The organism is Lysobacter sp. 22409, from assembly GCF_052045105.1.
Lineage (GTDB): Bacteria > Pseudomonadota > Gammaproteobacteria > Xanthomonadales > Xanthomonadaceae > Lysobacter > Lysobacter antibioticus_B.
On sequence record NZ_JBQEOE010000024.1, the window covers coordinates 1 to 26,646 of the forward strand.

Annotated in this window: 19 protein-coding genes and 1 riboswitch; of the genes, 12 read left to right on the forward strand and 7 right to left on the reverse strand. The window is 67.4% G+C overall.

All coding sequences use genetic code 11. From position 1 onward, the window contains the following. Positions 1-903 precede the first annotated feature (903 nt). The 9 genes from ACTJJK_RS13365 (at position 904) to dusB (ending at position 11,298) form a co-directional block, all read left to right on the forward strand. A complete protein-coding gene (locus tag ACTJJK_RS13365; protein ID WP_440730449.1) occupies positions 904-1,491 on the forward strand; it encodes a TMEM165/GDT1 family protein in 588 nt (195 codons plus the stop codon). 87 nt (positions 1,492-1,578) lie between these two features. Further along, positions 1,579-2,715 carry a GGDEF domain-containing protein gene (locus tag ACTJJK_RS13370; protein WP_031374195.1) on the forward strand — a complete coding sequence of 379 codons (1,137 nt, stop codon included), beginning with the start codon at positions 1,579-1,581 and terminating at the stop codon, positions 2,713-2,715. Between the two features lie 121 nt (positions 2,716-2,836). Beyond that, positions 2,837-4,135: a NupC/NupG family nucleoside CNT transporter gene (locus ACTJJK_RS13375; protein WP_031374196.1), complete on the forward strand. Its 1,299-nt coding sequence runs from the start codon at positions 2,837-2,839 to the stop codon at positions 4,133-4,135. A gap of 4 nt (positions 4,136-4,139) precedes the next feature. Further along, complete coding sequence (locus tag ACTJJK_RS13380) at positions 4,140-5,117, forward strand: ribokinase (RefSeq protein WP_440730450.1); 978 nt, start codon at positions 4,140-4,142, stop codon at positions 5,115-5,117. A gap of 456 nt (positions 5,118-5,573) precedes the next feature. Next, positions 5,574-5,747 (forward strand): hypothetical protein, encoded by a 174-nt coding sequence (locus ACTJJK_RS13385; protein WP_440730451.1) that lies wholly within the window; start codon positions 5,574-5,576, stop codon positions 5,745-5,747. A gap of 610 nt (positions 5,748-6,357) precedes the next feature. Continuing rightward, the gene (locus ACTJJK_RS13390) at positions 6,358-8,478 is read left to right on the forward strand and encodes a TonB-dependent receptor (RefSeq protein WP_440730452.1); all 2,121 of its coding nucleotides are present in this window, start codon (positions 6,358-6,360) and stop codon (positions 8,476-8,478) included. A 22-nt stretch (positions 8,479-8,500) separates the two neighbouring features. Then, positions 8,501-9,607 carry a PepSY-associated TM helix domain-containing protein gene (locus tag ACTJJK_RS13395; RefSeq protein ID WP_440730453.1) on the forward strand — a complete coding sequence of 369 codons (1,107 nt, stop codon included), beginning with the start codon at positions 8,501-8,503 and terminating at the stop codon, positions 9,605-9,607. Positions 9,608-9,860: 253 nt separating this feature from the next. Continuing rightward, entirely contained in the window at positions 9,861-10,196 is a 336-nt protein-coding gene (locus tag ACTJJK_RS13400) for a YegP family protein (protein WP_031371423.1), read from the forward strand. Positions 10,197-10,299: 103 nt separating this feature from the next. Continuing rightward, positions 10,300-11,298: a tRNA dihydrouridine synthase DusB gene (dusB, locus tag ACTJJK_RS13405; RefSeq protein WP_440730454.1), complete on the forward strand. Its 999-nt coding sequence runs from the start codon at positions 10,300-10,302 to the stop codon at positions 11,296-11,298. 108 nt (positions 11,299-11,406) lie between these two features. Here the strand turns inward: dusB and ACTJJK_RS13410 are convergent, their stop codons facing one another. Further along, complete coding sequence (locus ACTJJK_RS13410) at positions 11,407-12,498, reverse strand: metal-dependent hydrolase (protein ID WP_051884700.1); 1,092 nt, start codon at positions 12,496-12,498, stop codon at positions 11,407-11,409. Positions 12,499-12,680: 182 nt separating this feature from the next. Between ACTJJK_RS13410 and ACTJJK_RS13415 the strand changes: the two genes are divergently transcribed. Continuing rightward, positions 12,681-13,391 carry an aspartate/glutamate racemase family protein gene (locus tag ACTJJK_RS13415; RefSeq protein ID WP_440730455.1) on the forward strand — a complete coding sequence of 237 codons (711 nt, stop codon included), beginning with the start codon at positions 12,681-12,683 and terminating at the stop codon, positions 13,389-13,391. Positions 13,392-13,490: 99 nt separating this feature from the next. On the opposite strand, the gene ACTJJK_RS13420 is transcribed toward ACTJJK_RS13415, so the two are convergent. Together ACTJJK_RS13420 and ACTJJK_RS13425 are read right to left on the reverse strand one after the other, a co-directional pair. After that, on the reverse strand, positions 13,491-14,318 hold the full coding sequence (locus ACTJJK_RS13420; RefSeq protein ID WP_031371419.1) for a UDP-2,3-diacylglucosamine diphosphatase: 828 nt from the start codon (positions 14,316-14,318) through the stop codon (positions 13,491-13,493). Continuing rightward, positions 14,315-16,060 (reverse strand): lysophospholipid acyltransferase family protein, encoded by a 1,746-nt coding sequence (locus tag ACTJJK_RS13425; RefSeq protein ID WP_440730456.1) that lies wholly within the window; start codon positions 16,058-16,060, stop codon positions 14,315-14,317. The genes ACTJJK_RS13420 and ACTJJK_RS13425 overlap by 4 nt, the downstream gene beginning before the upstream one ends. A gap of 255 nt (positions 16,061-16,315) precedes the next feature. Between ACTJJK_RS13425 and metK the strand changes: the two genes are divergently transcribed. Further along, on the forward strand, positions 16,316-17,539 hold the full coding sequence (gene metK / locus ACTJJK_RS13430) for a methionine adenosyltransferase (protein WP_031371417.1): 1,224 nt from the start codon (positions 16,316-16,318) through the stop codon (positions 17,537-17,539). 76 nt (positions 17,540-17,615) lie between these two features. Here metK and ACTJJK_RS13435 read toward each other — a convergent pair whose 3' ends face one another. From ACTJJK_RS13435 to ACTJJK_RS13450, 4 genes are all read right to left on the reverse strand, one after another. Then, on the reverse strand, positions 17,616-18,638 hold the full coding sequence (locus ACTJJK_RS13435; protein WP_440730457.1) for a hypothetical protein: 1,023 nt from the start codon (positions 18,636-18,638) through the stop codon (positions 17,616-17,618). Positions 18,639-18,752: 114 nt separating this feature from the next. Further along, a complete protein-coding gene (locus ACTJJK_RS13440; protein ID WP_440730458.1) occupies positions 18,753-19,775 on the reverse strand; it encodes an XVIPCD domain-containing protein in 1,023 nt (340 codons plus the stop codon). Positions 19,776-19,908: 133 nt separating this feature from the next. After that, positions 19,909-21,594, reverse strand: coding sequence for a LysM peptidoglycan-binding domain-containing protein (locus ACTJJK_RS13445; protein ID WP_223619808.1), 1,686 nt, complete (start codon positions 21,592-21,594; stop codon positions 19,909-19,911). A gap of 362 nt (positions 21,595-21,956) precedes the next feature. Then, positions 21,957-24,512: a prolyl oligopeptidase family serine peptidase gene (locus tag ACTJJK_RS13450; protein ID WP_440730459.1), complete on the reverse strand. Its 2,556-nt coding sequence runs from the start codon at positions 24,510-24,512 to the stop codon at positions 21,957-21,959. 321 nt (positions 24,513-24,833) lie between these two features. Next, positions 24,834-24,953: riboswitch (S-adenosyl-L-homocysteine riboswitch) on the forward strand. Between the two features lie 72 nt (positions 24,954-25,025). Here ACTJJK_RS13450 and ahcY point away from each other — a divergent pair. Then, on the forward strand, positions 25,026-26,471 hold the full coding sequence (gene ahcY / locus ACTJJK_RS13455) for an adenosylhomocysteinase (protein WP_031371412.1): 1,446 nt from the start codon (positions 25,026-25,028) through the stop codon (positions 26,469-26,471). The last annotated feature ends 175 nt before the right edge of the window (positions 26,472-26,646 follow it).

Genomic DNA, 26,646 nt, shown 5'->3' on the forward strand with positions numbered 1-26,646 from the left:
CCGCTCCTACCCTTAGAGCGAGATTCGCCGTTGCCGTTGCCGTTGCCGTTGCCGTTGCCGTTGCCGTTGCCGTGAAGAGCTTGGCGCAGTTCCGAACTTGCGATGCGACCGTAGACCCGGAGGGCGCCGCACAGGACGTGCGGCGTTTTCCGATAAGACAAGGATGTCTTATCGGAAAATCCCCGCGCGCGCTGCGAACTCGCAGGGGAGCTTCGTCAAGGAAAGCCCTTTTCTTTGGTTAGCTTTCTTTTGGGCTTAGCAAAAGAAAGTAACCCGGCCGCTTTAGCGGGCGGAAGCTTTGCTGTTGATGTTGCTGATGCTTCACCGCTCTGCGGCAAGAAGCCCGCAACCGCCAGCTGCGCGGTCGCGGCTTACGCCGCTCCTACAGAGGCTACGGCCGGGAACGACGCGAGATTGAGACGACGCGGTCGCGGCTTGCGCCGCTCCTACCCTAAAAGCCAACACGCCGAGCGCGGGAAACATCGCTGACCGCGCACAAGCGCATAGCCTGCGAATCGGGAATCGCGGGGGCGGGTTGCCGAATTGCGGAAGCGCGGGTTAGCGGGTTAGCGGGTTAGCGGCAACGAACCGCTACAGCCCCCAACAGCGAAAGATTCTCATTCCCCACCCTTCCCCTCGATCCAGCTACAATCCGCCCCACTTTCCTCCTCCGGGGAGTAGCCCACCCGCAGCCGCCAAGGCCCGCGGGGACATGCGTCAACACACTTGGCCCACCGGCCATGGCGCATGAGCGGCAGCCAGCGCGAACGATCCGGGTCCACGACCCATCGCCGAGCGCTAGCGACCACGGGCAAGACCGAAGGCAGGCGTTGCGCGCAACCCGGGTCGGGCCGTGCATCGTCCGCCTTCGCGTCCACGCGAATGCCCGACCCCGGAGTTGTCATGGATCTGTCCTTTCTCCCGGCCTCGGTCGTCACCACCCTCGTCTCGACGGGCACCGTCGCGCTCGCCGAAATCGGCGACAAGACCCAGTTGCTCGCCCTGCTGCTGGCCGCGCGCTTCCGCAAACCCTGGCCGATCATCGCCGGCATCCTCGTCGCCACCCTGCTCAACCATGCCCTCGCCGCCTGGTTCGGCACCCTGGTCGCGCAGTGGCTGCAGCCGCAGGTGCTGCGCTGGATCGTCGCGGCGAGCTTCCTGGCGGTCGCGCTGTGGACGCTCAAGCCCGACCGGCTCGACGACGAGCCGCAGTTCTCGGCGCGCGGCGCCTTCCTCGCCACCACCATCGCCTTCTTCTTCGCCGAGATCGGCGACAAGACCCAGGTCGCCACCGTGCTGCTGGCGACCCGCTACGAACCGCTATGGGCGGTGATCGCCGGCACCACCGTCGGCATGCTGCTCGCCAACGTGCCGGTGGCGCTGCTCGGCAGCCGCTTCGCCGACCGCCTGCCGTTGAAAACCGCGCGCTACGTCGCCGCGACCGTGTTCGCGGCACTGGCGATCTGGGTCGCGGTGCGCGGAATCGGCTGACCGGCCGCCTCACCCTCGCTCACGCAGGAGCCGGGCGACCGGCTCTCGCGCTATGCTCGCCGCGGACGGCAAGGGGATCGCGTAGGGATGCACGGCATCGGCGGAAGGTTGCGCGGCGTACTGGTGGCGCTGTTGCTGCGGCCGGACGAAATCATGCTGGAGATCGGCGCCGGCGGCGAACTGCTGGTGGCGCGACTGCGCGCGGTGCTCGCCGCGATGCTGCTGCTGTTGCCGCTGTTCAACGCGATCGGCGGCGGCAGCGTCAAGGAAACCATGATCGGCCTGGGCGGGGCGGTCTTCGTCAACGTGTTCTCGCAACTGTGGCTGGCCCTGGCCCGGCGCCAGCGCCGCTACCGCTGGCTGCCCTTCACCACTGCCGGCTTCGACGTCACCGCCACCACCCTGGTCCTGGCAGCGCTCGCGGCCCAGCACCTGCCGGCCGGGCTCAACAGCCTGATCGTCTGGTGCGGCTATCTGTTCGCGATCCTGATGACCGCGCTGCGCAGCGACGGCCGCGTCACCCTGTTCGCCGGCCTGCTCGCCCTGCTCCAGTACGCTGTGCTGATCGTGGCCGTATTCGCCGCCGCCGACTCGCCGGAAGAGTTGATGTCCAGCGATTACGGCGCGGTCACCGTCGGCAGCCAGTCGCAGCGCATCGTCCTGCTGGCGATGGTGACCATCGCCACCTCGATGGTCGTGTACCGGATGCAGCGCCTGATCGAGATGTCCGGCACCGACGGCCTGACCCGGCTGCCGAACCGTACCTGGCTGACCCACCGCATCCCGCGCCTGTTCGACACCGTGCGCCGCGACGGCGGCAGCCTGACCCTGGCCCTGATCGACCTGGACCATTTCAAACGCATCAACGACGACTACGGCCACCGCCTCGGCGACCGCAGTCTGCGCCACTTGGTCGCAGTGCTGCGCGAACAGGCCGAACCCAGCGAATGGCTGGTGCGCCTGAGCGGCGGCGAATTCCTGCTGGTGATGCGCAAACCCTTGGGCACCGCCTTCGAGGAAGTCGACGCGATCCGCCGCACCGTCGCCGAGCGCCCGTTCGAGCCCGGCCGCGGCGCCGAGCCGCTGTGGCTGAGCTTCAGCGCCGGCCTGGTGACGTTTCCGCAGGAAGGCGGCGACCTCTCGCGCCTGCTCCGCCGCGCCGACCTGCGCCTGCAGCGGGCCAAGCAATCCGGCCGCAATCGCGTGGTCGCCCGCGATATCTGAACGAGCCGGCCCTGGCAAGCCCGGCGGCGCAGCTTGCCGCTGGCGCCGTCACTGCACTAGGCTGCCCCGATTAATAAGTCGCTAACAAGCCGCCGGGGCTCCGGCGCCCGGGGAGAGTGGAGTGGATTCGATTACGCGCGTGGCCTTCGGCCTGTTCGGTTTGGCGGTGCTCGTCGGCATTGCGTGGGTGTTCTCGGTCAACCGCCGCTCGGTCGACTGGAAGCTGGTCGCCATCGGCATCTCCCTGCAGATCGCGTTCGCCTCGGTGGTGCTGCTGGTGCCGGGCGGCAAGGACGTGTTCGACGCGATCGGCAAGGGCTTCGTGCACGTGCTGGAGTTCGTCGGCGCCGGCTCGAAGTTCATCTTCGGCGACCTCATGGACGTCAGCAAATTCGGCTTCATCTTCGCCTTCCAGGTGCTGCCGACGATCATCTTCTTCTCGGCCCTGATGGGCGTGCTCTACCACCTCGGCGTGATGCAGGCGGTGGTGCGGGCGATGGCCTGGGCGATCACCAAGGTGATGCGCGTGTCCGGCGCCGAAACCACCAGCGTCTGCGCCAGCGTCTTCATCGGCCAGACCGAAGCGCCGCTGACCGTACGTCCGTACATCCCCAAAATGACCGAATCCGAGCTGATCACGATGATGATCGGCGGCATGGCCCACATCGCCGGCGGCGTGCTCGCCGCCTACGTCGGCATGCTCGGCGCCGGCGACCAGGACGCCCAGGCTTTCTACGCCAAACACCTGCTGGCCGCTTCGATCATGGCCGCGCCGGCGACCCTGGTGATCGCCAAGATCCTCGTTCCCGAGACCGGCGAGCCGCTGACCCGCGGCACGGTCAAGATGGAAGTCGAGAAGAACACCGCCAACATCATCGACGCCGCCGCTGCCGGCGCCGGCGACGGCCTGCGCCTGGCGCTCAATATCGGCGCGATGCTGCTGGCCTTCATCGCCCTGATCGCGCTGGTCAACGCGCCGCTGACCTGGATCGGCGAACAGACCGGCCTGGCCGCTGCGATCGGCAAGCCGACCGACCTGTCGACCCTGCTCGGCTTCCTGCTGGCGCCGATCGCCTGGGTAATCGGCACGCCCTGGGCCGACGCCAACGTAGTCGGCGGCCTGATCGGCGAGAAGGTGGTGCTCAACGAGTTCGTGGCCTATACCCACCTGGCCGACATCGTCAACGGCAAGGTCGCCGGCGTCGCCCTCAGCGACGAAGGCCGTCTGATCGCCACCTACGCCCTGTGCGGCTTCGCCAACTTCAGCTCGATCGCGATCCAGATCGGCGGCATCGGCGGCCTGGCCCCGGAGCGTCGCCAGGACCTCGCGCGTTTCGGCCTGCGCGCCGTGCTCGGCGGTTCGATCGCGACCTTCATGACCGCGACCATCGCCGGCGTGCTGACCCACTTCTCCGCCTAAGCCCATGAGCCAAGCCACCGCAGGTCGCGTCGTCGTCGTCGGCTCGTTCAACGTCGACCACGTCTGGTCCCTCGCCGCGCTGCCGCAGCCCGGCGAAACCCTCGCCGGCACCTACCACACCGGTCCCGGCGGCAAGGGCTTCAACCAGGCCACCGCGGCCGTGCGCGCCGGTGCGCAGACGAGCTTCGTCTGCGCGCTCGGCGGGGACACCGGCGGCCAGCTCGCACGCGCGCTCGCCGCCGCCGACGGCGTCGACCTGCGCGATCTGCGCAGCGACGCGCCGACCGGCACCGCCGGCATCTACGTCGACGCCGACGGCCGCAACACCATCGTCATCGGCCCCGGCGCCAATGCCGAGTTGTCGGCGGAATTCGTCGACGGCCACGACGCCCTGCTCGGCACCGCGCAGGTGGTGTTGAGCCAGTTGGAGACGCCGGTCGAATCGGCCGCGGCCGCGTTCGCCGCGGCGCGCCGCATCGGCGCCCTGACCCTGCTCAACCCGGCCCCGGCCGACGCCGTCGCCAGCGACGCGCTGTGGGCGCTGGCCGACGTGATCACCCCGAACGAAACCGAGTTCTGCGCGCAACTGCGCCTGCGCACCGGCAGCGCGCTCGATCCCGACAGCCTGAGCGCCCTGCCCGACGCCGAGCTGCACACGCATTGCCGCCGTCTGCTCGGGCATGGCAGCGTGATCGTGACCCTGGGCAAGGCCGGCTGCTTCGTATCCCATGCCGACGGCGCCCTGCACGGCGACGACCGCGCGTACTACCGCTGCCCCGCGGCAGCGGTCAAGGCGATCGATACCACCGGCGCCGGCGACGCCTTCAACGGCGCCCTCGCCGCCTCGCTCGCAACCCCCGGCGAGGCCCCGTTCGCGGCGCATGTCGCCTACGCCAACCGCTACGCCGGCCTGTCGACCGAACGCGTCGGCGCAGCCGCGGCGATGCCGCGCGACGCCGAAGTCCGCGCGCGCTTCGGCTGAGCGGTTTGGGGCTCGACGGCGGCGCGTCTCTAAGCCAGACGGGTTTACCTGGAAGGGTAGGAGCGGCGCGAGCCGCGACATCGTCGCTATGGCCTCACGTCGCTACGGTCCAAGACCTCTGTAGGAGCGACGTCAGTCGCGACCGCGGGACGCGCTGCGGCGACAGTGCTCATATCGGTCATCGAAGCCGTGTGCTTTCGCGAGGGTAGGAGCGGCGCAAGCCGCGACCACGCTGCGACGGTCTTGCGGCGCCTCTCTGAAGCAAGATCAATATCTAGATCAAACGCCAAGAGCTTCCGCCACCAAAGCGGCGGGTTACTTTCTTTTGTCATAAGCAACAAAAGAAAGGTAACCAAAGAAGTTGCTTTTCTTTGAATCACAGGCCCGCACGATCGTTGCCGACGCAGGGATCTACATACGGGACATCCCTGTCCCGATGAAAAACGGCCTGCATCCATGCTGGCCGCCCTCTGGGTCTTCGATTGCCTTCGCCAGTGCGAGGCGACGCACGGCAACGGCAACGGCAACGGCAACGGCAACGGCAATTTAGCCACTGTTGTTGCTGTTGCTGTTGCTGTTGCTGTTGCCATGAAAGCTTGGCGCAGCAACGAGCTTGCGATGCAACCGTAGACCCGGAGGGCGGCGCACAGGACGTGCGCCCAGCTTTAAAAGAGAATGACTCGATAGGACAAGGACGTCCTATCGAAAAATCCCGGCGCTAGCTGCGCACTCGTGGCCTGTGCCCTTGCAAGGAGAGCCCTTTTCTTTGGTTAGCTTTGACCGAAGGGAATCCAGACGGACTTTTGGGCTTAGCAAAAGAAAGTAACCCGGCCGCGTTAGCGGACGGAAGCTTTGCTCTTGATGTTGCTTCGCTGTCCTACGGCCAAAGACGCCGGAGCACGATAGGTCGCGGTCGCGGCTTGCGCCGCTCCTACCCCGCGACAGTTCGTCGCTTCGATCAATGACGACGGCGATACGTCTCTACCATCCCTTGGTCGCGCCTTGCGCCGCTCCTACCCTTCGCGAAAGCGCGCGGCTTCGATGAATGGCATCGGCGTCGTTGCCCATGCGCATCCCTTGATCGCGGCTCACGCCGCTCCTACAGAGGCTGTAGCCCCTCGGAGGGGACCCGAAACGCCCCATCCGGCCCCCTCAAGGGAAAAACCAAGCCCCACCCTTTTGTTTGAGAATGGTTCGCATTAACATGCGAATCCTGTCGCAGTTCTCAGGCCTACCCCGCATGCCCCGTCTCTCGTTCCTCTCCAGCGCACTGCTGGCGGCCCTCGCCGCGCCCGTCGCCCACGCCGACGAGGCCAAGGACATCGACCGCGTCACCGTTTCGGCCAGCACCAGCCGCATGCCGAACTCCGAGGCCGCGCTGGCCAATACGATCACCGTGATCGACCAGGAACAGCTGCGCCAGCAGTTGGCCGTGACCCAGGACATCTCGCAGGTCCTGGCCAACCTGATTCCCTCGTTCGCACCGTCGCGACAGAAGCTCACCAACGGCGGCGAAACCCTGCGTGGGCGCAAGCCGCTGTATCTGATCGACGGCGTGCCGCAGTCCACGCCGCTGCGCGAGGGCGGTCGCGACGGCCACACCATCGACCCGGCGATGATCGAACGCATCGAAGTGATCCACGGCGCCAATGCGCTGCAGGGCCTCGGCGCGTCCGGCGGCATCATCAACATCATCACCAAGCGCGCGCCGCGCCAGGACGGCGAAAGCTTCCACGAGCTCAGCCTCGGCGCCAGCACCGCGCTGCCGAGCCAGAGCGACGGCAGCGGCTATCGCGGCTCGTATCTGTTCGGCACCCGCCACGGCGCGTTCGACTTCGTCGGCGGCGTCTCCTTCGCCAGCGAAGGTCTGTATTACGACGGCAATGGCGACGCGATCGCGGTCAACGACATCCAGGGCGACCTGATGGACGCGCGCAGTCATAATCTGTTCGCCAAGGCCGGCTGGGACCTCGACGAGCAGCGCCGCCTGCAGCTCACCGCCAATCGCTACGAGCTCGAAGGCAACAACGACTACATCACCGTGAACGGCGATATCCGCAGCGGCCGCCTCGCCACCTCCGCGCGCGGCAGCCGCGAGGGCCAGGGCGCGCGCAACCGCTCGACCTCGCTGGTGCTCGACTACACCGACAAGTCCGTGGCCGGCGGTTATCTGCAGGCGCAGTTGTACTGGGTCGACTTCAAGGGCCTGTACGGCGCCACCGACTGGGAAGACTTCTGGCGCGACGGCCGCGACCTGCATTGGTGGGACCAGTCGCAGAACGTCTCGGAAAAACTCGGCGGCAAGTTCAGCTGGTCGCGCGACAATCTGTTCGACCAGCGCCTGCGCGTCACCCTCGGCCTCGACTGGGGGCGCGACACGACCTACCAGGAACTGGTCGTCAGCGGCCTGAAATGGGTGCCCGAGACGCAGTACGAATCCTGGTCGCCGTTCGTCCAGGCCGAATGGTGGGTCGCCGACAAGGTGATGCTGACCGGCGGCGTACGCCACGAGCGCGGCCGGCTCGAGGTCGACGACTTCAACACGATCCCGGCCAACGCCGGCGGCAGCCGTTTCGTCGAAGGCGGCTCGCCCAAGACCAGCAAGACCCTGCCGAACTTCGGCGCGGTCTGGGAAGCCAGCGATGCGCTGAAGTTCTACGCCTCGTACTCTGAGGGCTACACCGTCGCCGACATCGGCCGCGTGCTGCGCGGCATCACCGCGCCGAACCAGCGCGTCGACAACCTGGTCGACCTGTCGCCGGTGGTGTCGGACAACCGCGAGGTCGGCCTGGACTTCGACGACGGCCGCTGGGTCGCGCACGTGGCGGCGTACTGGTCCGACTCCGACCTCGGCTCGCGCCTGGCCTTCGACCGCAACACCCAGAGCTATAACGTCGTGCGCGAGCGCACCGAGATCCGCGGCGTCGAAGCCAACTTCGCCTTCCGCTTCTCCGAAGCCGGCCGCGTCGGCCTGGGCTACGCCGGCGCCGAAGGCCGCTACGACAGCGACGGCGACGATCGCGTCGACAGCGACCTGCCCGGCATCAACATCAGCCCCGACCGCATCATCGCGTTCTGGGATCACAGCTGGAGCGAGAATATCTCCACACGCCTGCAGGGCAGCCGCTCGCTGGACCGCGACTTCGACCTCAAGGGCGTGCGCGTGGCCAGCACCGATGGCTACACCACGCTCGACCTGCAGGCCCGCTTCAAGCTGCCGGCCGGCCAGCTCAACCTCGGCGTGGAGAACCTGCTCGACGAACAGTACGTGACCTACTACTCGCAGAGCACGCCGCGCAACGACACCTACGTCGCCGGCCGCGGCCGCGTGTTGAGCGCGAGCTGGCAATATCGCTTCTGAATCCGTTTCCGGCCCGCCCAGCATGTCGCACCGCCAGGCCCATGTTTCGCTGCGTTCGCGCCTGCGCACGGCGCTGAAGTGGCTGCACCTGTGGCTCGGCCTCAGCGCCGGGCTGCTGTTCGCCGTGGTCGCTTTGTCGGGCACCGTGCTCGCGTTCCAGCGCGAGTTGCTGATATTGGCCTATCCGCAACTCGCCGAGCACGCCTTGCCGAGCGCGGAGCAACGCGGACGGGCGCTCGAACGCATCGTCGGCCACTGGCAGACCCAGGGCATGAGTTCGATCGACCTGCCCACCGCGGCCTTGCCGGTGTGGCAGGCCTATTTCCCCGACAACGAACGCCGCTACTTCGATCCGGCCAGCGGCGAGCTGTTGTTGCTGCGCAATACCGATAACGACCTGCTGCTGTGGCTGCGCGACCTGCACATCCATCTGCTCGCTGGAAAGACCGGCGAGCAAGTGCTCGGCGTGGTCGGCCTGGCCGCGGTGTTCCTGCTCGCCAGCGGCCTGTACCTATGGTGGCCGCGCTGGAAAGCGTTGGCGGCGAGCCTGAAGTGGTACCGCGGGCCGCCGACCCGGCGCTGGCTCAGCTGGCATCGCGGCATCGGCCTGTGGCTGCTGCCGTTGACCCTGCTGGCGGCGCTGACCGGCGTGTCGATGGTCTACGACGATGTGGTGCGCGACGGCCTGCGTGCGGCCTTCGGCGACGCCAAGCCGCGCAAGCCGCCCAAGCTCGAAGCGCGCGACGCACCGATCGACTGGGCCGCGACCTTGCGCGCGGCCGAGGCCGCGGTCGCTGCGGACGGCCCGCTCGCCGGCGCGCGCCTGAGCCGGATCAGCCTGCCCAAGGCCGGCAGCGGCCTGATCGCGATCCGCAGCCGCGCCGTCGACGAATGGCATCCGGTCGGCCGCAGCATGGTCTGGCTCGATCCGTATCAGGGCCGATTGATCGGCACCCTCGATGCGACCCGGCAAGGGCTCGGCACGCGCAGCTACGAATCGATCTATCCATTGCACGGCGGTTTCGTCGGCGGACGCACCTGGCAATGGCTGATCGCGCTGACCGGCCTGGCGCCGCCGTTCCTGCTCGTCACCGGCTTTTTGTTCTGGCGCCGGCGCCGCAATCGCTGAACGCTCGCCACGCCGACCCAACCACCTGCTCGACAAGCGCTACGTGCCCTCGTGCGCCAGCCTGCTGTACTGCTACTACGGCGAGGAGCGAAACGTGACGGCGAGCGTGCGTTACGACTTCTGAGGCGGCCCGCGCCCGGCTCCGCCGACCGGCGGTCGCGGCCTGCGGCCGGATCGGGTTCACAACCGCGTTCTATCGACGTGTAACCGGATGTCACACGTCCGCCGCAGGCGGCTAACCGAGGGAACGAAAATGGCAGGCAGGTTCTTGATCAGCAAGCGCAGCAACGGCGAATTCCAGTTCGTCCTCAAGGCCGGCAACGGCGAGCCCATCCTCAGCAGCGAGGGCTACAAGGCCAAGCCCTCGTGCATCAACGGCATCGAGGCGGTGCGCACCAACAGCCAGAACGACGCCCGTTACGAGCGCAAAACCTCGTCCAACGACCGTCCCTATTTCGTGCTCAAGGCGGGCAACGGCGAGATCGTCGGCACCAGCGAGCTGTACTCCAGCAACGGCGCGCTCGAAAAAGGCGTCGCCTCGGTCAGGCTGAACGCCCCGACCGCGGCCGTGGACGACCCCACCGCCTGAACGAGCTCCTCCTCGGCAGACCGGCCCCTCGCGGCCGGCTGCGAGCGGCCGGCCACGGACGGCCCGAGCAGGCCCGCGCGCAGGGTGGCTTACAATGCCGCCCATGCGCATCGGCCCTTACTCCCTCATGCCGCGCGTGATCCTCGCGCCCATGGCCGGGGTCACCGACAAGCCCTTCCGGGTGCTGAGCAAGCGCCTGGGCGCGGGCCTGTGCGTGTCCGAGATGACCACCAGCGACCCGCGCTTCTGGACTACGGCCAAGTCGCGCCACCGCATGGACCACGACGGCGAGCCCGACCCGATCAGCGTGCAGATCGCCGGCACGGTGCCGCAGATCATGGCCGACGCGGCCCGCTACAACGTCGACCACGGCGCCCAGATCGTCGACATCAACATGGGCTGCCCGGCCAAGAAGGTCTGCAACGCCTGGGCCGGCTCGGCGCTGATGCGCGACGAGGCCCTGGTCGGACGCATCGTCGAGGCCGTGGTCAAGGCGGTCGACGTGCCGGTCACCCTGAAGATCCGCACCGGCTGGGACCACGACCAGCGCAACGCCCCCAACATCGCCCGCATCGCCGAGGACGCCGGCATCGCCGCGCTCGCCGTGCACGGCCGCACCCGCGACCAGCAGTACACCGGCAACGCCGAGTACGACACCATCGCCGCGATCAAGGCGGCGCTGTCGATCCCGGTGATCGCCAACGGCGACATCGATTCGCCGCACAAGGCCGCCTTCGTCCTCGCCCACACCGGCTGCGACGCGGTCATGGTCGGGCGCGCCGCGCAGGGGCGGCCGTGGATCTTTCGCGAGATCGCCCACTACCTGGCGCACGGCGAAGAACTGGCGCCGCCGACCCTGGCCGAAGTGCGCGACATCCTGCTCGGCCATCTCGAACACCTGCATGCGTTCTACGGTGAAGTCTCGGGCGTGCGCATCGCCCGCAAGCACCTGGGCTGGTACGCCAAGGACCGCCCCGAGAACGCCGCTTTCCGCGCCGTGGTCAATCGCGCCGACACCGCCGAACTGCAGTTGCGCTTGACCCGCGATTACTTCGACGCGTTGGTCGCGGGCGTCGCGCCGGACCTGCCGGTCGCGGCCTGAGCCGCCGGGCGCGCTGCGGCGCGAGCGGCTTCGAGATCCTTCGCAACGGCGCCGATATCCGGCGCATCGCGCCAGACCCCGCGTTTCGCGCTGCGCCTGCTCCGCGACTCAGCGCATGCCGCCGTTGTGGCTTTGCGCCGGGATCGCCGCGGCGCGCATCGAGGTCGGCGCGGGCGCCTGGGCGTCGGCGACGATCTCCGGCTCCCGCCAGATCCGCGCCCACATCGCCGGCAGCTTGCGCGCCGCATCCCAGGGCCATTGCAGTTGCTGCGGCGGAATCTCGCGCCAGGACTCGGCGGCGCGTTCGGCCACCGCGAAACGGAAGCTGTAGTCGGGCTCGGCGCCCATGCGCAGGTCGGTCACGATCAAACGGCCATCGCGCTGTTCGGCTTTCATGAAGCCGTGGTTGAACCACTTCAGGCGGTGCACGGCCGGATAACCGCTGACCTGGCTATAGGCTTGCACGTCGGAAGCATAGGCGCGGAACTGCATCGGCCCGCGATCGGCGACCAGCGAACGCTCGCCTTCGACGAAGCCGTCGGGCGTCATCGCCACCACCCGCCACAGCAGGGTGTTGAACGGCATCGGCACCGAGAAGCGCGGCGCGTCCTCCAGCCCGAGCTTGGCCAATGCGGCCTCGGCCTCGTGTTCGACCCGCGACTTCGCCCATAGCGAGCCGCCCAGATATAGCGAACTCAGGGCCAGACCGACCACCAGCGCCGGTTGCGCGAGCTTGCGTTCGCGTGCGAACCAGGCCACCACGCAGGCAAGCAGCAACCACACCGTGTACAGCGGGTCGATGATGAAGACGCTCGACCACATCACCGGCTTGACCGGCAGCGGCCACAGCAGCTGCGTGCCGTAAACGGTGAACGCATCGAGCACCGGATGGGTCAGCAAGGCCGCCTGCATCGCCCAGAACCAGCGCTTGGGCGATTGCGCGACGCGGCCGCCGCGTTCGCGGCACCAGGCCCAGATCGCCCAGGCGATGAAGGGCAACACCAGCAGCGAATGGCTTAGGCTGCGGTGCCAGGTCATGCGTTCGACCGGGTCGGCGGTGAACAGGTTGACCGGGATGACGTCGAGGTCGGGCAAGGTGCCCAGTGCGGCGCCCGCGAGCAAGGCCGCGCGGCGATGCCCGGCAGGCGCGATGGCGGCGCTCAGCGCCGCGCCGAGCACGATTTGAGTCAAGGAATCCATGCGCGAATGCTAACCGCAGGGCCGGCGGCGGCGAGTTTGTTTTTCGTTGTGATGGCGCCCTGCACGGCCCCCGGCCTTGCCTGGAAGCGCTTGCGGCGCTGCTCGATAATCGGCCTGCGGAGAACCGATCGCCTCGCCGCCCCCCAGAAATCCGCCCCAGAAACTCCGCCAGGAATCGCCCTATGCCCAACCGCCCCCTGCCCCAGCCCATCGGTATCGTCGCCTGCTCGGCCGAGGGCGCGGCGCTGTGCTACCGGACGATCTGCGCCGAGGGCGCGCGCCTGCTCGGTCCGCATGCGCACCCGGAAATTTCCCTGCATAGCCACTCCCTGGCCGACTACGTGAGCTGCCTGGATCGAGGCGACCTCGACGGCGTCGGCGAGCTGATGCTGTCGTCGGCGCGCAAGCTGGCCGCGGCCGGCGCTCGGTTCCTGATCTGCCCCGACAACACCATTCACCAGGCCATGGCCTACGTCGAAGCGCGCTCGCCGCTGCCGTGGTTGCATATCGCGCAGGTGGTGGCGCAGCGCGCGGCCGAACGCGGCTTCCGCCGCATCGGCATCACCGGCACGCGCTGGCTGGTCGAGAGCGAGGTCTATCCGGACAAACTCGGCGCGCTGGGCCTGGACTATGTGCGCCCGAGCGCGGAAGAACGCGCGCAGATCGGCCGCATCATCATGGACGAGCTGGTCTATGGCAGCTTCAAGCCCGAGTCGGTCGCCTACTTCCAACAGGTCATCGAACGGTTCAAGCAAGCCGGCTGCGACGCGGTCGTGCTCGGCTGCACCGAGATCCCCTTGATCATCAGCGACGAGAACTCGCCGCTGCCGACCCTGGATTCGACGCGCTTATTGGCGCGGGCGGCGTTGAAGCGGGCGGTCGCGGGCGATTGAGGGGCGCGGGGGTGGGCGCGGCGTTGGGCGGCCCTCAGCCCGGCCCTCTCCCGCAAGCGGGAGAGCGAGCAAAGCGAGATCGAGCTTCCCTGGGCTAGCTCAGGCAGCGTGCGGCAATGCGCCCGGCAGCAGACGCGGCGCACGCGCCGGCAACAACGCCAGGGTCTCGCCGGTGTGGGCCAGCAGGCGCAGGGAGCCATCGGGGTCTTCGGCCAGGGCGGTCAGGCTTTCGACCCAGTCGCCGTCGTTGGCATAGACGCAGCCGTCGCGTTCGAACAAGGCGGCGCGGTGGATATGGCCGCAGACGATGCCGTCGAGACCGCGCCGGCTGGCGTCGCCGAGGCCGGCCTGGACGAAGCGCGAGATGTAGCGCTCGGCCGCGCCGCTCTGGCGCTTGAGGAAATCCGCCAACGACCAGTAGCGCAAACCGAAGCGACGACGCACGCGGTTGGTCAGGCGATTGCTGGTGAGGATGCGCTCGTACAACCAGTCGCCGAATTTCTCCTGCATGCCGCCGAACTGGGTCACCGTGTCGTAATCGTCGCCGTGGGTCACCAGCAGGCGGCGGCCGTCGGCGGTCAGGTGGATCGCACGCCGCCGCACCTGCATGCGCGGCAGCACCAGGCCGCAGAAGCGGCGGATCGAGCGGTCGTGGTTGCCCGGCACATAGATCAGTTCGGTACCGGCGCGCACCAGCGCGTGCAGCGCCTCGACCACTCGATACTGGGCCGAACCCCAGGCGGCGCGGCGCTGCGCCATCCACCACAGGTCGACGATGTCGCCGACCAAGTACAAGCGATCGCAACGCAGGCTCTGCAGAAAGTCGGCGAATTCCTCGGCGTGGCAGTGCTTGGCGCCCAGGTGCACGTCGGAGACGAACACGGCACGTCGGCGTACCGGCAATTGCGTGATCGATGCAGGACTCATGACACGGCCTCGCTGGCGACGGGTTCGGTGCCGGACTCGGCCGCGCGCGGCGCGCCGCCGAGATAGCGCTCGCGCTTCTTCGGGCGCAGGCGTTGCAGGTCCACTTCGATCAGGCCGTCGACCGCGTCGCTGAAGGCCGGGTCGACGCCGAAGGCGAGGAAACGCGCCCCGCCGGGTTCGCACAGGTCGGTGTATTGCTTGTAGAGCATCGGCAGGCTGGCGCCGAGCGCGTCCAGATTGCCCTTGAGCACGCGGAAAGCGGTGGCCGCATCGAGCGCGTCGAACTGCGGCGGCGCGGCCCGGTAGACGAACGGCTGCTTCGACACCGCGGCCGATTCCTCGCTGCCGTAATAACGCGCGTAGTAGGCGACGATCTGCTCGCGCGCATCGGCCGGCAGGGCCGCGCTGATCGAGACCGGCCCGAACAGATAGCGCACGCCCGGATGCCGGCACAGATAGGCGCCGATGCCCTGCCACAGGTAATCGATGCTGCGGCTGCCCCAGTACTCGGGCACGACGAAGCTGCGGCCGAGCTCCATGCCCTGGGCCAAGCGCGGCACGGCGTCGTCGGCATAGCGGAACAAGGACGCGGTGTAGAGCCCGGCCAGGCCGCGTTCGGCCAGCACCCGGCTGCCGCGCGCGATCCGGTAGGCACCGGCGATCTTGGCCTCGACCGCGTCCCACAGCACGATGTGTTCGTACCAGCTGTCGAAGACGTCGACGTCGAGGCGCTGGCCGGTGCCCTCGCCGACCGCGCGGAAGGTCAGCTCGCGCAGGCGGCCGATCTCGCGCAGCAAAGGCGCGCCGGCCGGCAGCACGCCGACCCGGATCTGTTTGCCGTCGAGGGTCTGGCCCAGCGATTCCATCGCCTCGACCCCGGCCCGCACCAGCGCCGGGTCGACCGTGTCGATCAACGCCTCCGGCCCGATCGGCGCGGCACGCTCGCGCGGCGTGCCGATCGCATGCAGTTCGCGCCGCACTTCGCGCAGCAAGCGCTCGGCGTCGCCGTCGACCGGCAGTTGCAGCGGCCGGCCGATGCGCAGCGCGACCCGGCGCGCGCGCCGGGCGAACATCTCGCGCGCCAGCAGGGCGGTGCCGGCCGGCTTGAACAAGGCCGAGGCGCCGTAGAACAGCGCCGAGTTGCGCGCCTCGATCCGCACCGGCAGCACCGGCGCGGCGGTCTTGCGGGCGAAGCGCAGGAACCCGCGCCGCCAGCGGCCGTCGGTGACCCCGCGCAGCCCGAGCCGGGCGACTTCCCCGGCCGGAAATACGATCACGCATTGTTCCGCCTGCAGCGCGGCCTCGATCGCGTGCAGGCTGTCGGGACTCGGCCGGCCGCCCAGAATGCGTACCGGCAGGATCAGGCCTTCGAGGCCGTCGAGCGCCGACAGCAAATCGTTGGCGACGATGCGGACGTCGCGGCGCACGCGGGCGACCGCATCGAGCAGGGCCAGGGCGTCGACCGCCCCGGACGGATGGTTGGCGACGATCAGCAGGCGTCCGGTCGCGGGAATCCGCTGCAGCTCGGCGGCCTCGACCAGATAACGCGCCTGCAGGAAATCCAGGGCGGCGGTGACGAAGGCGAAGCCGCGCAGGTGGCCGTTCTCGGCCAGGAAGCCATCGACCCGGTCGAATTTCGACCAGCGCCCGATGGTGCGGAGCAAAGGACGGGCGATCCCGGCCCGGCGACCCCGGAACCATTGCGGGAAGCGCTCTTGCAGTCGGCGTTCGAATTGCAGCATCGGCGTCGCATCGGCGGCGGTATGCCGGGCAGCCTGAGCCGGAGCGGCGACAGGATCATGGCGGTTTCGGGTCAGTCCCGTGACAGGGCCGGCGGCGGTCCCGGATGGGCTTTTTCCCCGAAGATTCCGGACATAGGCCGCAGTTAAAGACCGCTTAACCCCCGGCAACCCCAAGACACGGCACAATGCGCGCTCGCGGCCGACGCTGTATTATGTGCGGCCATCTTTCTATCCGAATACGAGGATATAGCCTCGATGTCCAGCTACCTGTTCACCTCCGAATCCGTCTCCGAAGGCCACCCGGACAAGATCGCCGACCAGATCTCCGACGCCGTCCTCGACGCCATCCTGGCCCAGGACAAGCGCGCGCGCGTGGCCTGCGAGACGATGGTGAAGACGGGCGCGGCGATCGTCGCCGGCGAAGTCACCACCAATGCGTGGGTCGACATCGAAGCCATCGCACGCAAGGTCATCAACGACATCGGCTACGACAATTCCAACGTCGGCTTCGACGGCCACACCTGCGCGATCATCAACATGCTCGGCAAGCAGTCGCCCGACATCGCCGCCGGCGTCGACCGCAAGAAGCCGGAAGAACAGGGCGCGGGCGACCAGGGCCTGATGTTCGGCTACGCCTGCAACGAAGCCCCGGAATTCATGCCGGCGCCGATCTACTACTCGCACCGTCTGGTCGAGCAGCAGGCCAAGATCCGCAAGGCCAAGAACTCCAAGCTGCCCTGGCTGCGTCCGGACGCGAAGTCGCAGGTCACCCTGCGCTACGACTCCGAACACAAGGTGGTCGGACTCGACGCCGTGGTCCTGTCGACCCAGCACGATCCGGGCATCAAGCAGAAGGACCTGGTCGAAGGCGTGTACGAGCACGTCCTCAAGCCGGTGCTGCCGAAGGCGTGGCTCGAGAAGCTGCCCAAGAGCAAGGTCCACATCAACCCGACCGGCATCTTCGTGATCGGCGGCCCGGTCGGCGACTGCGGCCTGACCGGCCGCAAGATCATCGTCGACAGCTACGGCGGCATGGCCCGTCACGGCGGCGGCGCGTTCTCGGGCAAGGATCCGTCGAAGGTCGACCGTTCGGCCGCTTACGCCGCGCGTTACGTCGCCAAGAACATCGTTGCCGCCGGCCTGGCCGACAAGTGCGAAGTGCAGGTCTCCTACGCCATCGGCGTGGCCGAGCCGACCTCGATCTCGGTCACCACCTTCGGCACCGGCAAGATCAGCGACGACAAGATCGAGAAGCTGATCCGCAAGCACTTCGACCTGCGCCCGTACGGCATCGTCAAGATGCTCGACCTGATCCACCCGGTCTACCAGCCGACCGCCGCTTACGGCCACTTCGGCCGCAAGCCGAAGGAAGTCAGCTACGTCGACGGCGCCGGCAAGAAGCAGACCGCGACCGCGTTCTCGTGGGAAAAGACCGACAAGGCCGACGACCTGCGCAAGGATGCCGGGCTGAAGAAGTAAGCCGGCAGCGACATCGCATCAAGAGAAAGGGCCGCGAAAGCGGCCCTTTTTCGTGGTCGGTGCGCCCCGTGCGGGCTCACAGGTGCTGAGGCGAAGCGCCTCCGATCGCCTGCGAAGGGTTGGGGTTCGACGGTGTCGCCGACAGCATCCGCGCGGCATGCAGGCTCGTTGCCTCTGCGCTCAGCTTCGACATCGGCATATCGCAGACGTCTTCGAGATTCACCGCCGCGAAGGTACGCGATTCGCTCGTGCCGCGTTCGGTCGCGCTCAACATCGTGTCCTCCTTGCCCGGCGGGACGAAGGTCTCGATCTTGTCGATGTCGCCGTAGATGCCCCGCTTCATGCAGGCCACGGTCAAGGCCGCTGCCGCCTGTTGAGCGCTGAACAAGTCGGCGACGTTCTCGCCTTTTTTCAGATCGAACGCATCGCCGGGCATCTTGCCGAGGATCTCCGAGTACAGGCCATGCATCGGGTGCTTTTTATCGTTCACCATCACCGCCTCTGCCGGTTTGCCCGCCCCCACAACCAGAGCGGGCGCCGACGCGCTGGGCGTTTCCCTCGCCTGCGCCAGCGCCGCCGGATAGCCAGGCTTGCCAAGCATCGACAGGGTGACCGCTTCGGCGCTCGGATCGGCCGACAGCCCGTAGTCCCGCGAGGTCTTGTAGTCGTGGCTGTAGTACTCGGCGGTGTCGTGCTTCTTCAAGGTCGAGGTGACGACATCGGCGTTGGCGGAAATCCGGCACCCGTTGTCCTGGCGGGTTTCGACGACCGCGCCCTTGCTCTCGAGCCAGGTCTTGAGCTTTGCAGGCAACCATCCATCCTGGCCGCCGGCGTCTTCGCCCTGGGCGCACACCAGCACGGCCTTCTTCCCTCGCAGGTCGCCCAAGCCCGAACTTTCCAGGGCCGCTTCCAGCTTGGGATGGTAATCGCCCCAGGCTTTCTCGCTGTCGCAACCCGAGTAGACATGCGACAACGCGACCTTGCCGTTCCCTGCCAGGCCCACCGCCACGCAACCGGACAAGCCGTCGGTGACCAGGTCCGTGGTGCCGGCATCGGCGACCATCCATTCATTCAAACCGACTTTGACGCGATCGTTCATAACGTTCTCCGGTTTGGGTTCGAACGATCACGGCGACGATTCGCCGAATCGAACTGAATGACCGAACGCAAAATGGCGGCAAACACGGCCGGGACACGTCGTCGCGGCGCCGCCTCACATGCCTTTGGTCTGGCCGCCCTGTTGGGTTTGCGCCTGGATACCCTGCGTTTCGCTGTGCAGAGCGCTCAGCGCGAAGTGTTTGAAGGCGCGTTCGCTCGCGCCGGCGATGGTCGTCTCGTCCACTTCGAAGGCGTGCACGCACAGATCATGCCGTGCGGATTCTTGCTGGCCCGGGAGCACGAACACCTGATTGACGTCCTTCGTGCCCGGGGCCACCCCCTTGATCTCGCGGATGCCGGCATCGAGGCATTGCGCGGTCAATTCCGCGGCGATCTGTTGCTCCCAGATATCCTTGCCTTTGAACATGCCGCCGTCCAAGGCCTTTACCTCTTTGAGAATCGACGCATACAACGGGCATCCCGGATGCGATGGCTCGCTCAACGCCGGAATCTTCGCGATCCCGAGCGACGCCTGCGGATCTTGCAATGCCGGCGTGGCCGCCCCGGCCTCCTTCGACAAGGCAAACCGCGCGACCGCTGCGTCCGAATCGCGCGTGGTCAGATAGCCGTACATGTACTCGTCGCTCGAATCCTCGCTCTTGATCGTGACCGCCGGCTTCGGCGTCGAGTCCGACACCCGGCAACCGTCGTCCTCGCGACGTTCCGATTCGATGCCATGACGCTGCAACCATTTTTCGATACGCCCGCACAGCGCCTCGCTGGTGTGATCCGAATACACCAGCACCGCGCGGACCTCATCCGGCTCGCCCAGGTTCGAGGCCTGCAGGGCAGCGTCGAGTTTCTCCTGGTAGTCCGGCCAAAAGGCCTGGTCCTTGGCTTCGTCGTAGACGTGCGTCAGGGCGATGCGGTCCTTGCCGGTCAATCCCACCGCGACGCAACCGAGCAAACCGTCGGTGATCAGGTCGGTCTGCTTCGGATCGGCCGCCAGCCATTCGTCCAGGCCTACTTTGACTCGCATGCCGCTCTCCCCATCGAATGACTCCTGTAACTCCTGAATTCCGACCGCCGATCGCGCACGCCGCCATCGTCCCGCAACTCGCGCGCGGACCGGCGGCATTGCCTTGCAACGCAGGTCACGGCCAGGTGCGCGCAGTCTCGTTTCCTAGAACGCAAAAGGGCCGCGACAGCGGCCCTTTCGTATTCCCCCTCGTCCGGGCGCGACGCCACTCGGCGCCACCCGGCCGCTTGCATCAGTTGGGGTTGTGCTTCTCCACATCCATGCTGATGCGATCGAAATCGCCCCTGGACATGTGGCCGTCCGCCGCATAGGAGATTTCCAGCAGGCTGTTGGCGAAACCGTACTTGTCCTGGTTGGACGTGCGCGACAGGCCGACGGCGAAAGCGAAGGTGCTGCGCGAATGGCCGTCGCCGTCGTCGGTCAGGGAGGCGATCGAGTTACCCGGCGCGTAGGTGTCGCCGGCCTTTTCGGCTTGCGCGTTCAAGGCGCGCATCTCGCCTTCGGTGAAGGTCAATTTGACCTTCTCGCCCGGGATCGCCGGGCCGCTCTCGCTGGCTCCGCCGCTGAGCACCCAATTGATCTGCTGCGCCGAATGGTTGCCCAGGCCGCTGGTGTCGACGGTGTATTCGTAGGTGCGTTCGGATCGCACTTCGTTGCCTTCGGCGTCGAAACGTTGGGTCACCTTCAGCGGCACGTTGTTGCCGTACTTGAATTCGCTGGTTAGGGCGATGGAGCCGTCGGGATACGTCGTCTGGGTGTAGGTCCCGGTCGTGGCCGCGCGCAATGCGATGTCGCCTTCCACCTCCGCTTCGCCGGCGCTCAGCTTGAGCTTGAGCCGGCCTTGCGAGGACACGTCCAGGCGATGCACCGTCGCCACATCGGACACCCCGGGCGCCCCATGCTCGGCTTCGCCGGTGGCGAAGAAGTTCCCATAGGCGGATCGGCCTGCGGCACTGTCCAGATCGAACGTCGCGGTGCGCATCATCGAATCGCCCACGTTGATCTGCTGCCCGACGGTCAGCGAACCCTCGACGCCTCCGGCCCCCTTGAAGCGAACGCCACCGCCGTTGTAGGCCTCGATCGAAGCGCTCGGGCCCTTCATGATCTGCACCTGGTTCGAACCGGTACGGGTGATCGAATAACTCACTCCGCTGGCGTCCTTGATCTCCGACTCGCCGCCGACATGGCGAAACGAACCGGCGATTTCGGTCTGGGTGTAGTACTGACCGTCCATGATCACGGTCGCCCCGAGCGGAATCGTGCTGGGGTCGAAGGGATCGATCTTGGCCACTTCCTTCGGGTCGTGGCCTCCGCCCGGCAGGATCACCTTGTAGCGGGCGCGGAACCCCGCGCCGACCGACACCTCGGCTTCCAGTTGTCCGCTGCGGACCTCGGCATGGGTTTTGTTGACGTTGGCGCCGGTCACGGTGAACTCGGTCTTGCCCTCCTTCACGACCCAACCGATTTCCAGCGACGATTCGGCGCTGATCTTGAATCCGACCTGGCTGGAGCCCTCCACGGCGGCCTCGTTCGTTACCGTGACCTTGGTGGCGTTGTCGCCCGGGTTGTAACCGATCTTCACCGAACCCATGCCGGCGGTGAATTCGCTGTTGGTCGTGCCATGGCTGGCTTCGTAAGGGCTCTCCATAGGCTCGGCCGTCACGCTCATAGGCGCAGCCGGGATCCGCAACGTGTCGCCGTAGAAGATCGGGTCTGCGCGGCCGCTCTGCTGCGCTTCATCGAGGCGCCATTTGTCCTGGAACAGCTCAGGATTGGCCGCTCGCAGCGCTTGCGGGGTAACGCCGTACTGGTCCGCTATCGCAGGAAGGGTCTCGCCGTGCGCGACCTGATGCGTGGTCGGCTCGGTCTGCGGCGTAACCGAGGGGACGTAGCCGAGCTGGGATGCGGACAGGTGCATGGGCGCCTCGAAAACCGGATGGAGGAATACGGCGAAGCGCGCGATGCGCGGCTCCGGCGTGGCGCCAGAGTGCAACGGCAGGGTTCGCGATCCTTGTCCTGGGATCGCGCATCGGCACTGATCCCGATATCGGAACAGCATCGTGCTCATTCGAGGCTAGTGCCGTCGTTCTCCGGCGCTGCTCGGGCGTAATCGGCCTCGATCGTTCAAAAGGAATTGGCTCTTGCCTGCGTGCGGCAGCGCCAAGCGGACCCAGCGCTTGCGACGCAATGCCCGATCGCCCCGTGCAAACAGAAACGGAGCGCAATGCGCCCCGTTCCGTCCCGCTCGTTGCCGTCGCGGCCTTGCCGATACGGCAAGGCCTACTTCGAAGCCGCCGGCTTGTCCGGCGCGGACTTCGCGCCAGCGGTCTTGGGCCTCGCCGCTTCGGGCTTGGCGTTCTTCACATACCGATCGAGCCAGCGGTTGGTCTCGGCCAGCATGTGCAGGATCGATTCGCGCGCGCGGTAGCCGTGGCTTTCGTTCGGCAGCATCACCAGGCGCGCCTTGCCGCCGAGGCCCTTGATCGCGGCGAACAGGCGCTCGCTCTGGATCGGGAAGGTGCCAGAGTTGTTGTCCTGCTCGCCGTGGATCAACAGCAGCGGGTCCTTGATCTTGTCGGCGTAGTTGAACGGCGACATGGCCTGGTAAGTCGATTCGGCCTGCCAGTAGTTGCGCTCCTCGGCCTGGAAGCCGAACGGGGTCAGGGTGCGGTTGTAGGCACCGCTGCGGGCGATGCCGGCCTTGAACAAGCGCGTGTGGGCGAGCAGGTTCGCGGTCATGAAGGCACCGTAGGAATGGCCGCTGACCGCGATGCGCTCGCGGTCGGCAACGCCGCGGCGCACCACTTCGTCGACCGCGGCTTGCGCACTCGAGGTCAACTGCTCGATGTAGGTGTCGTTGGGCTCGCGCTCGCCTTCGCCGACGATCGGCATCGACGGGTTGTCGAGCACGGCATAACCCATCGCCAGGTACGGCAGCGGGCCCCAGAAACTGACCGCGTTGAAGCGATAAGGCGAACCAGTGACCTGGCTGGCCGCAGCGGCCGATTTGAACTCGGCCGGATAGGCGTACATCAACAGCGGCAGCGGGCCGTCGCGCTTGGCGTCGAAACCCGGCGGCAGGTACAGGTCGGCGGTCAGCTCGACGCCGTCGCTGCGCTTATAGCGGATCTGCTCTTTCTTGATGTCCTTGAGCTGCGGCGTCGGATGCGCGAAACGGGTCAGCGCCACCGGCGCGGCGTCGCTCGCACTCAGATCGCGCAGGTACAGATTGCCCGGCTCGGTCGGCGCCTCGCGCAGGGTCAGCAGGCGCTTACCCTGATCGTCGAGCACGACCTGCGGCGCTTCGTAGTACGGCGCCTGCGAATGGAATAGCCGCGTCCGCTGTTTGTCGGCCAGCTCGTAGCGGTCGAGAAACGGCCGGTCGCCTTCCGGCGAAGCGCCCTGGCCGATATAGAACAGGCTGGCGCCGTCGGCCGTGGTCAGCAGGCGGCGCTGGCCGTTCGCGTCGCGCGTGCTGACCGGCTCGCCGGGGTCGTTGTAACGGTCTTCACTGAGCCCCTCGAACACCAGCTCCGGCGCGCGATCGCCGTGGTCCGGCGCGATCCGCCATTGCCGGGTCTGCCGGGTCTTCCACCAGAACTCGTCGACCAGCGCCAGATCGCCGCGCCCCCAATGCGCACCGGCGTAACGCGCGCCCAGGCGCATCAGCGTCTGCGGCGGACGCTCGAACGGCGCGGCCTGCATCATCACCGCATCGCGGATATCGGTCTTACGCGCCGGGTCGCCGCCATCCTGGGCCTCGGCCCAGACCAGGGTCGCCGGCGCATCGCTGCGCCAGGCGATCTCGCGCACGCCGGTCGGCACCGCGTCGTTGCCGGTCGGCAAGCCGTCGACCAGGGGCAAGCGCGCGATTTCGTGCTCGAACTTGCCGTCCGGCGCCAACACTTCGATGCGGTGGCCGAACATCGACACCGGCACCTGATAGGAGAACGGCCGCTCGACCCGCGTCGCCAGGACATGGCGGCCGTCCGGCGACGGCGTCGCCGCCAGATACAACTGCGGCGCACCCGCGCGGACCACGACACCGGCCAGGTCGACGGTGGCGAGCTGCGAGCGCAGGTAGTACTCGAACACGCGCGCATCGCTCTCGTTGCGCAACAGGTCCTGATAGGTGCGGATCTGCCGCACCGTCGCGCTGATTTCGGTTTCCTGCACCGCCGGCCCGGTCGGCGTGGCGTTCATCGGCGGCGCTTCGCCCTGCCCTTCGGGCTGCAACTGCACCAGCAGGCGGCGGCTGTCGGGCATCCAGGCATAACCGCGTCCGGACACGGTGTTGAGGCCGGACACCAGCTTGTGCGCGCGCCGCTGTTCGACTTCGACCAGCCACAGCTCGTTGGCGCCGCTGGCGCTGTCGACGCGGTTGAAGGCGATCCAGCGCTGGTCGGGCGACCACTCCAGGGTCGCCAGCGACAACGGCGCCGGCAGGCCTTCCACGTTCGAGGTTTTGCCGCTGGCGATATCGAGCAGGCTCAGGCCGGTGCCGAATGCGAAGCGACTCTGCGCCCGCGTGCGCGGATGAATGCGCAGGCCGGCGAGCTTGAGTTCGGCTTGCGCGACCACCTCGATGCCCGGCAGCGACGGCGTCTGCACCAGGGCGACCCGATCGCGCTTCGGGCTGGTGAACATCTGCGGCGGCCGCGGCGCGTCGACGATCGCCTGCAAGGCCTTCGGCGGCAGCTGATAACCGCTGACGGGCGCGGTCTGCGCGGTCGCCGCCAGCGGCAGCAGGAGCAGCAACACACCTGGCCAACTCAGGGCCGGCGGCTTCAGGAAGGACCGGCCGTCGTGGCCGGTGCGTCGCGCGAGTGGGTTCATGCTCGATCCGATCGGTAAGTGAAGAAAGCCTCGAAGCGCCGCTGCCCGGCCGGCGCCTGTGTCGGCCGGTGCGGATGCGCTTGCACCTGGGGGCGCCCCGGCCGAGCTTAGCCCGCCGCAGTGCCCGCCGGCCTATCCCATTGGGTCTGTTCCGGGCCTGCCTGGGCCAGACCGGAAATCGGGCCGGAGCCAGACCGGAAACCCGGCCGAAAAGCGGGCCGGAACCGGGTCGCCTCGGTTCCGCGATGAACGTCATATTCAGGCGCATCCGCCTCGGCGCCGTGCGACGGTCATGGGCGCCGCGATATACTGCGCGCTCAGCCCGCCGAGGGGCGCTGCGACCGTCATCCGCGGATCTTTCCGCAAAGCCCGTACCCGCTACGGACTTCCAGAATGACGGCCAGGCTCGGCGAGGCGTAGTCCCAACGGCGCCCGGTTTGAGCGATCGCTTTCGAGCGATGACTCGCCGGACCCGGCATCCGCCGGCTCCCTAAAGAACTGGAGCGACACACCATGAACGCAGTACCCAAGACCTTCTCGACCGAAGGCGACTACAAGGTTGCCGACATCTCCCTGGCCGATTGGGGCCGCAAGGAAATCGACATCGCCGAGCACGAAATGCCGGGCCTGATGTCGATCCGCAAGAAGTACGCCGCCGCGCAATCGCTGAAGGGCGTGCGCGTGACCGGCTCGCTGCACATGACCATCCAGACCGCGGTGCTGATCGAGACCCTGCGCGACCTCGGCGCCGACGTGCGCTGGGCTTCGTGCAACATCTTCTCGACCCAGGACCACGCCGCCGCCGCGATCGCCGCCAGCGGCACCCCGGTGTTCGCCTGGAAGGGCGAGTCGCTGGAAGAGTATTGGGATTGCACCCTCGAAGCTCTGACCTTCCCGGGCGACGGCGCGGTCAAGTTCCGCGGCCCGGAGCTGGTCGTCGACGACGGCGGCGACGTCACCCTGCTGATCCACAAGGGCTACGAGCTCGAAAACGGCGACGGCTGGGTCAACACCCCGTCGGGCAACCACGAAGAACAGGTCATCAAGAACCTGCTCAAGCGCGTGCACGCCGAGCGCCCGGGCTTCTGGCACGAAGTGGTCAAGCATTGGAAGGGCGTCTCCGAAGAAACCACCACCGGCGTGCACCGCCTGTACCAGCTCGCCGAAGCCGGCTCGCTGCTGGTCCCGGCGATCAACGTCAACGACTCGGTCACCAAGTCGAAGTTCGACAACCTCTACGGCTGCCGCGAGTCGCTGGCCGACGGCCTCAAGCGCGCGATGGACGTGATGCTGGCCGGCAAGGTCGCGGTGGTCTGCGGTTACGGCGACGTCGGCAAGGGCTCGGCTCACTCGCTGCGCGCTTACGGCGCCCGCGTCGTGGTCACCGAGATCGACCCGATCAACGCCCTGCAGGCGGCGATGGAAGGCTTCGAGGTCAACACCGTCGAGAGCACCCTCGGCCGCGGCGACATCTACGTCACCACGACCGGCAACAAGGACGTGCTGACCCTGGCCCACATGCAGCAGATGAAGGATCAGGCCATCGTCTGCAACATCGGCCACTTCGACAACGAGATCCAGGTCGATGCGCTGGCCGCGTCGGGCGCCAAGCGCCTGAACATCAAGCCGCAGGTCGACAAGTACACCTTCGCCGGTGGCAACTCGATCTTCCTGCTGGCCGAAGGCCGCCTGGTCAACCTCGGCTGCGCCACCGGCCACCCGAGCTTCGTCATGTCCAACTCGTTCGCCAACCAGACCCTGGCGCAGATCGAGCTGTGGGCGAACAAGGAAACCTACGAAGCGAAGGTCTACATCCTGCCGAAGAAGCTCGACGAAGAAGTCGCGCGTCTGCACCTGGAAAAGATCGGCGTGAAGCTGACCACCCTGACCGACGAGCAGGCCAAGTACCTGGGCGTCTCGGTCGACGGCCCGTACAAGCCGGATCACTACCGCTATTGATCGACCCCGCCGCGAGGCGGATCGATGCGACACGGGAAACGGGCGCTTCGGCGCCCGTTTTCTTTTTGTGCGGAGCTGCTTCAGGGCCGTGCGATCGAATGGGTTACGTCGTCTTGTGTCCAGCCAGGCTGCGCCGAAGTGGCGCCGCCGACCGCGGCGTCGCGGTCGCGGCTTG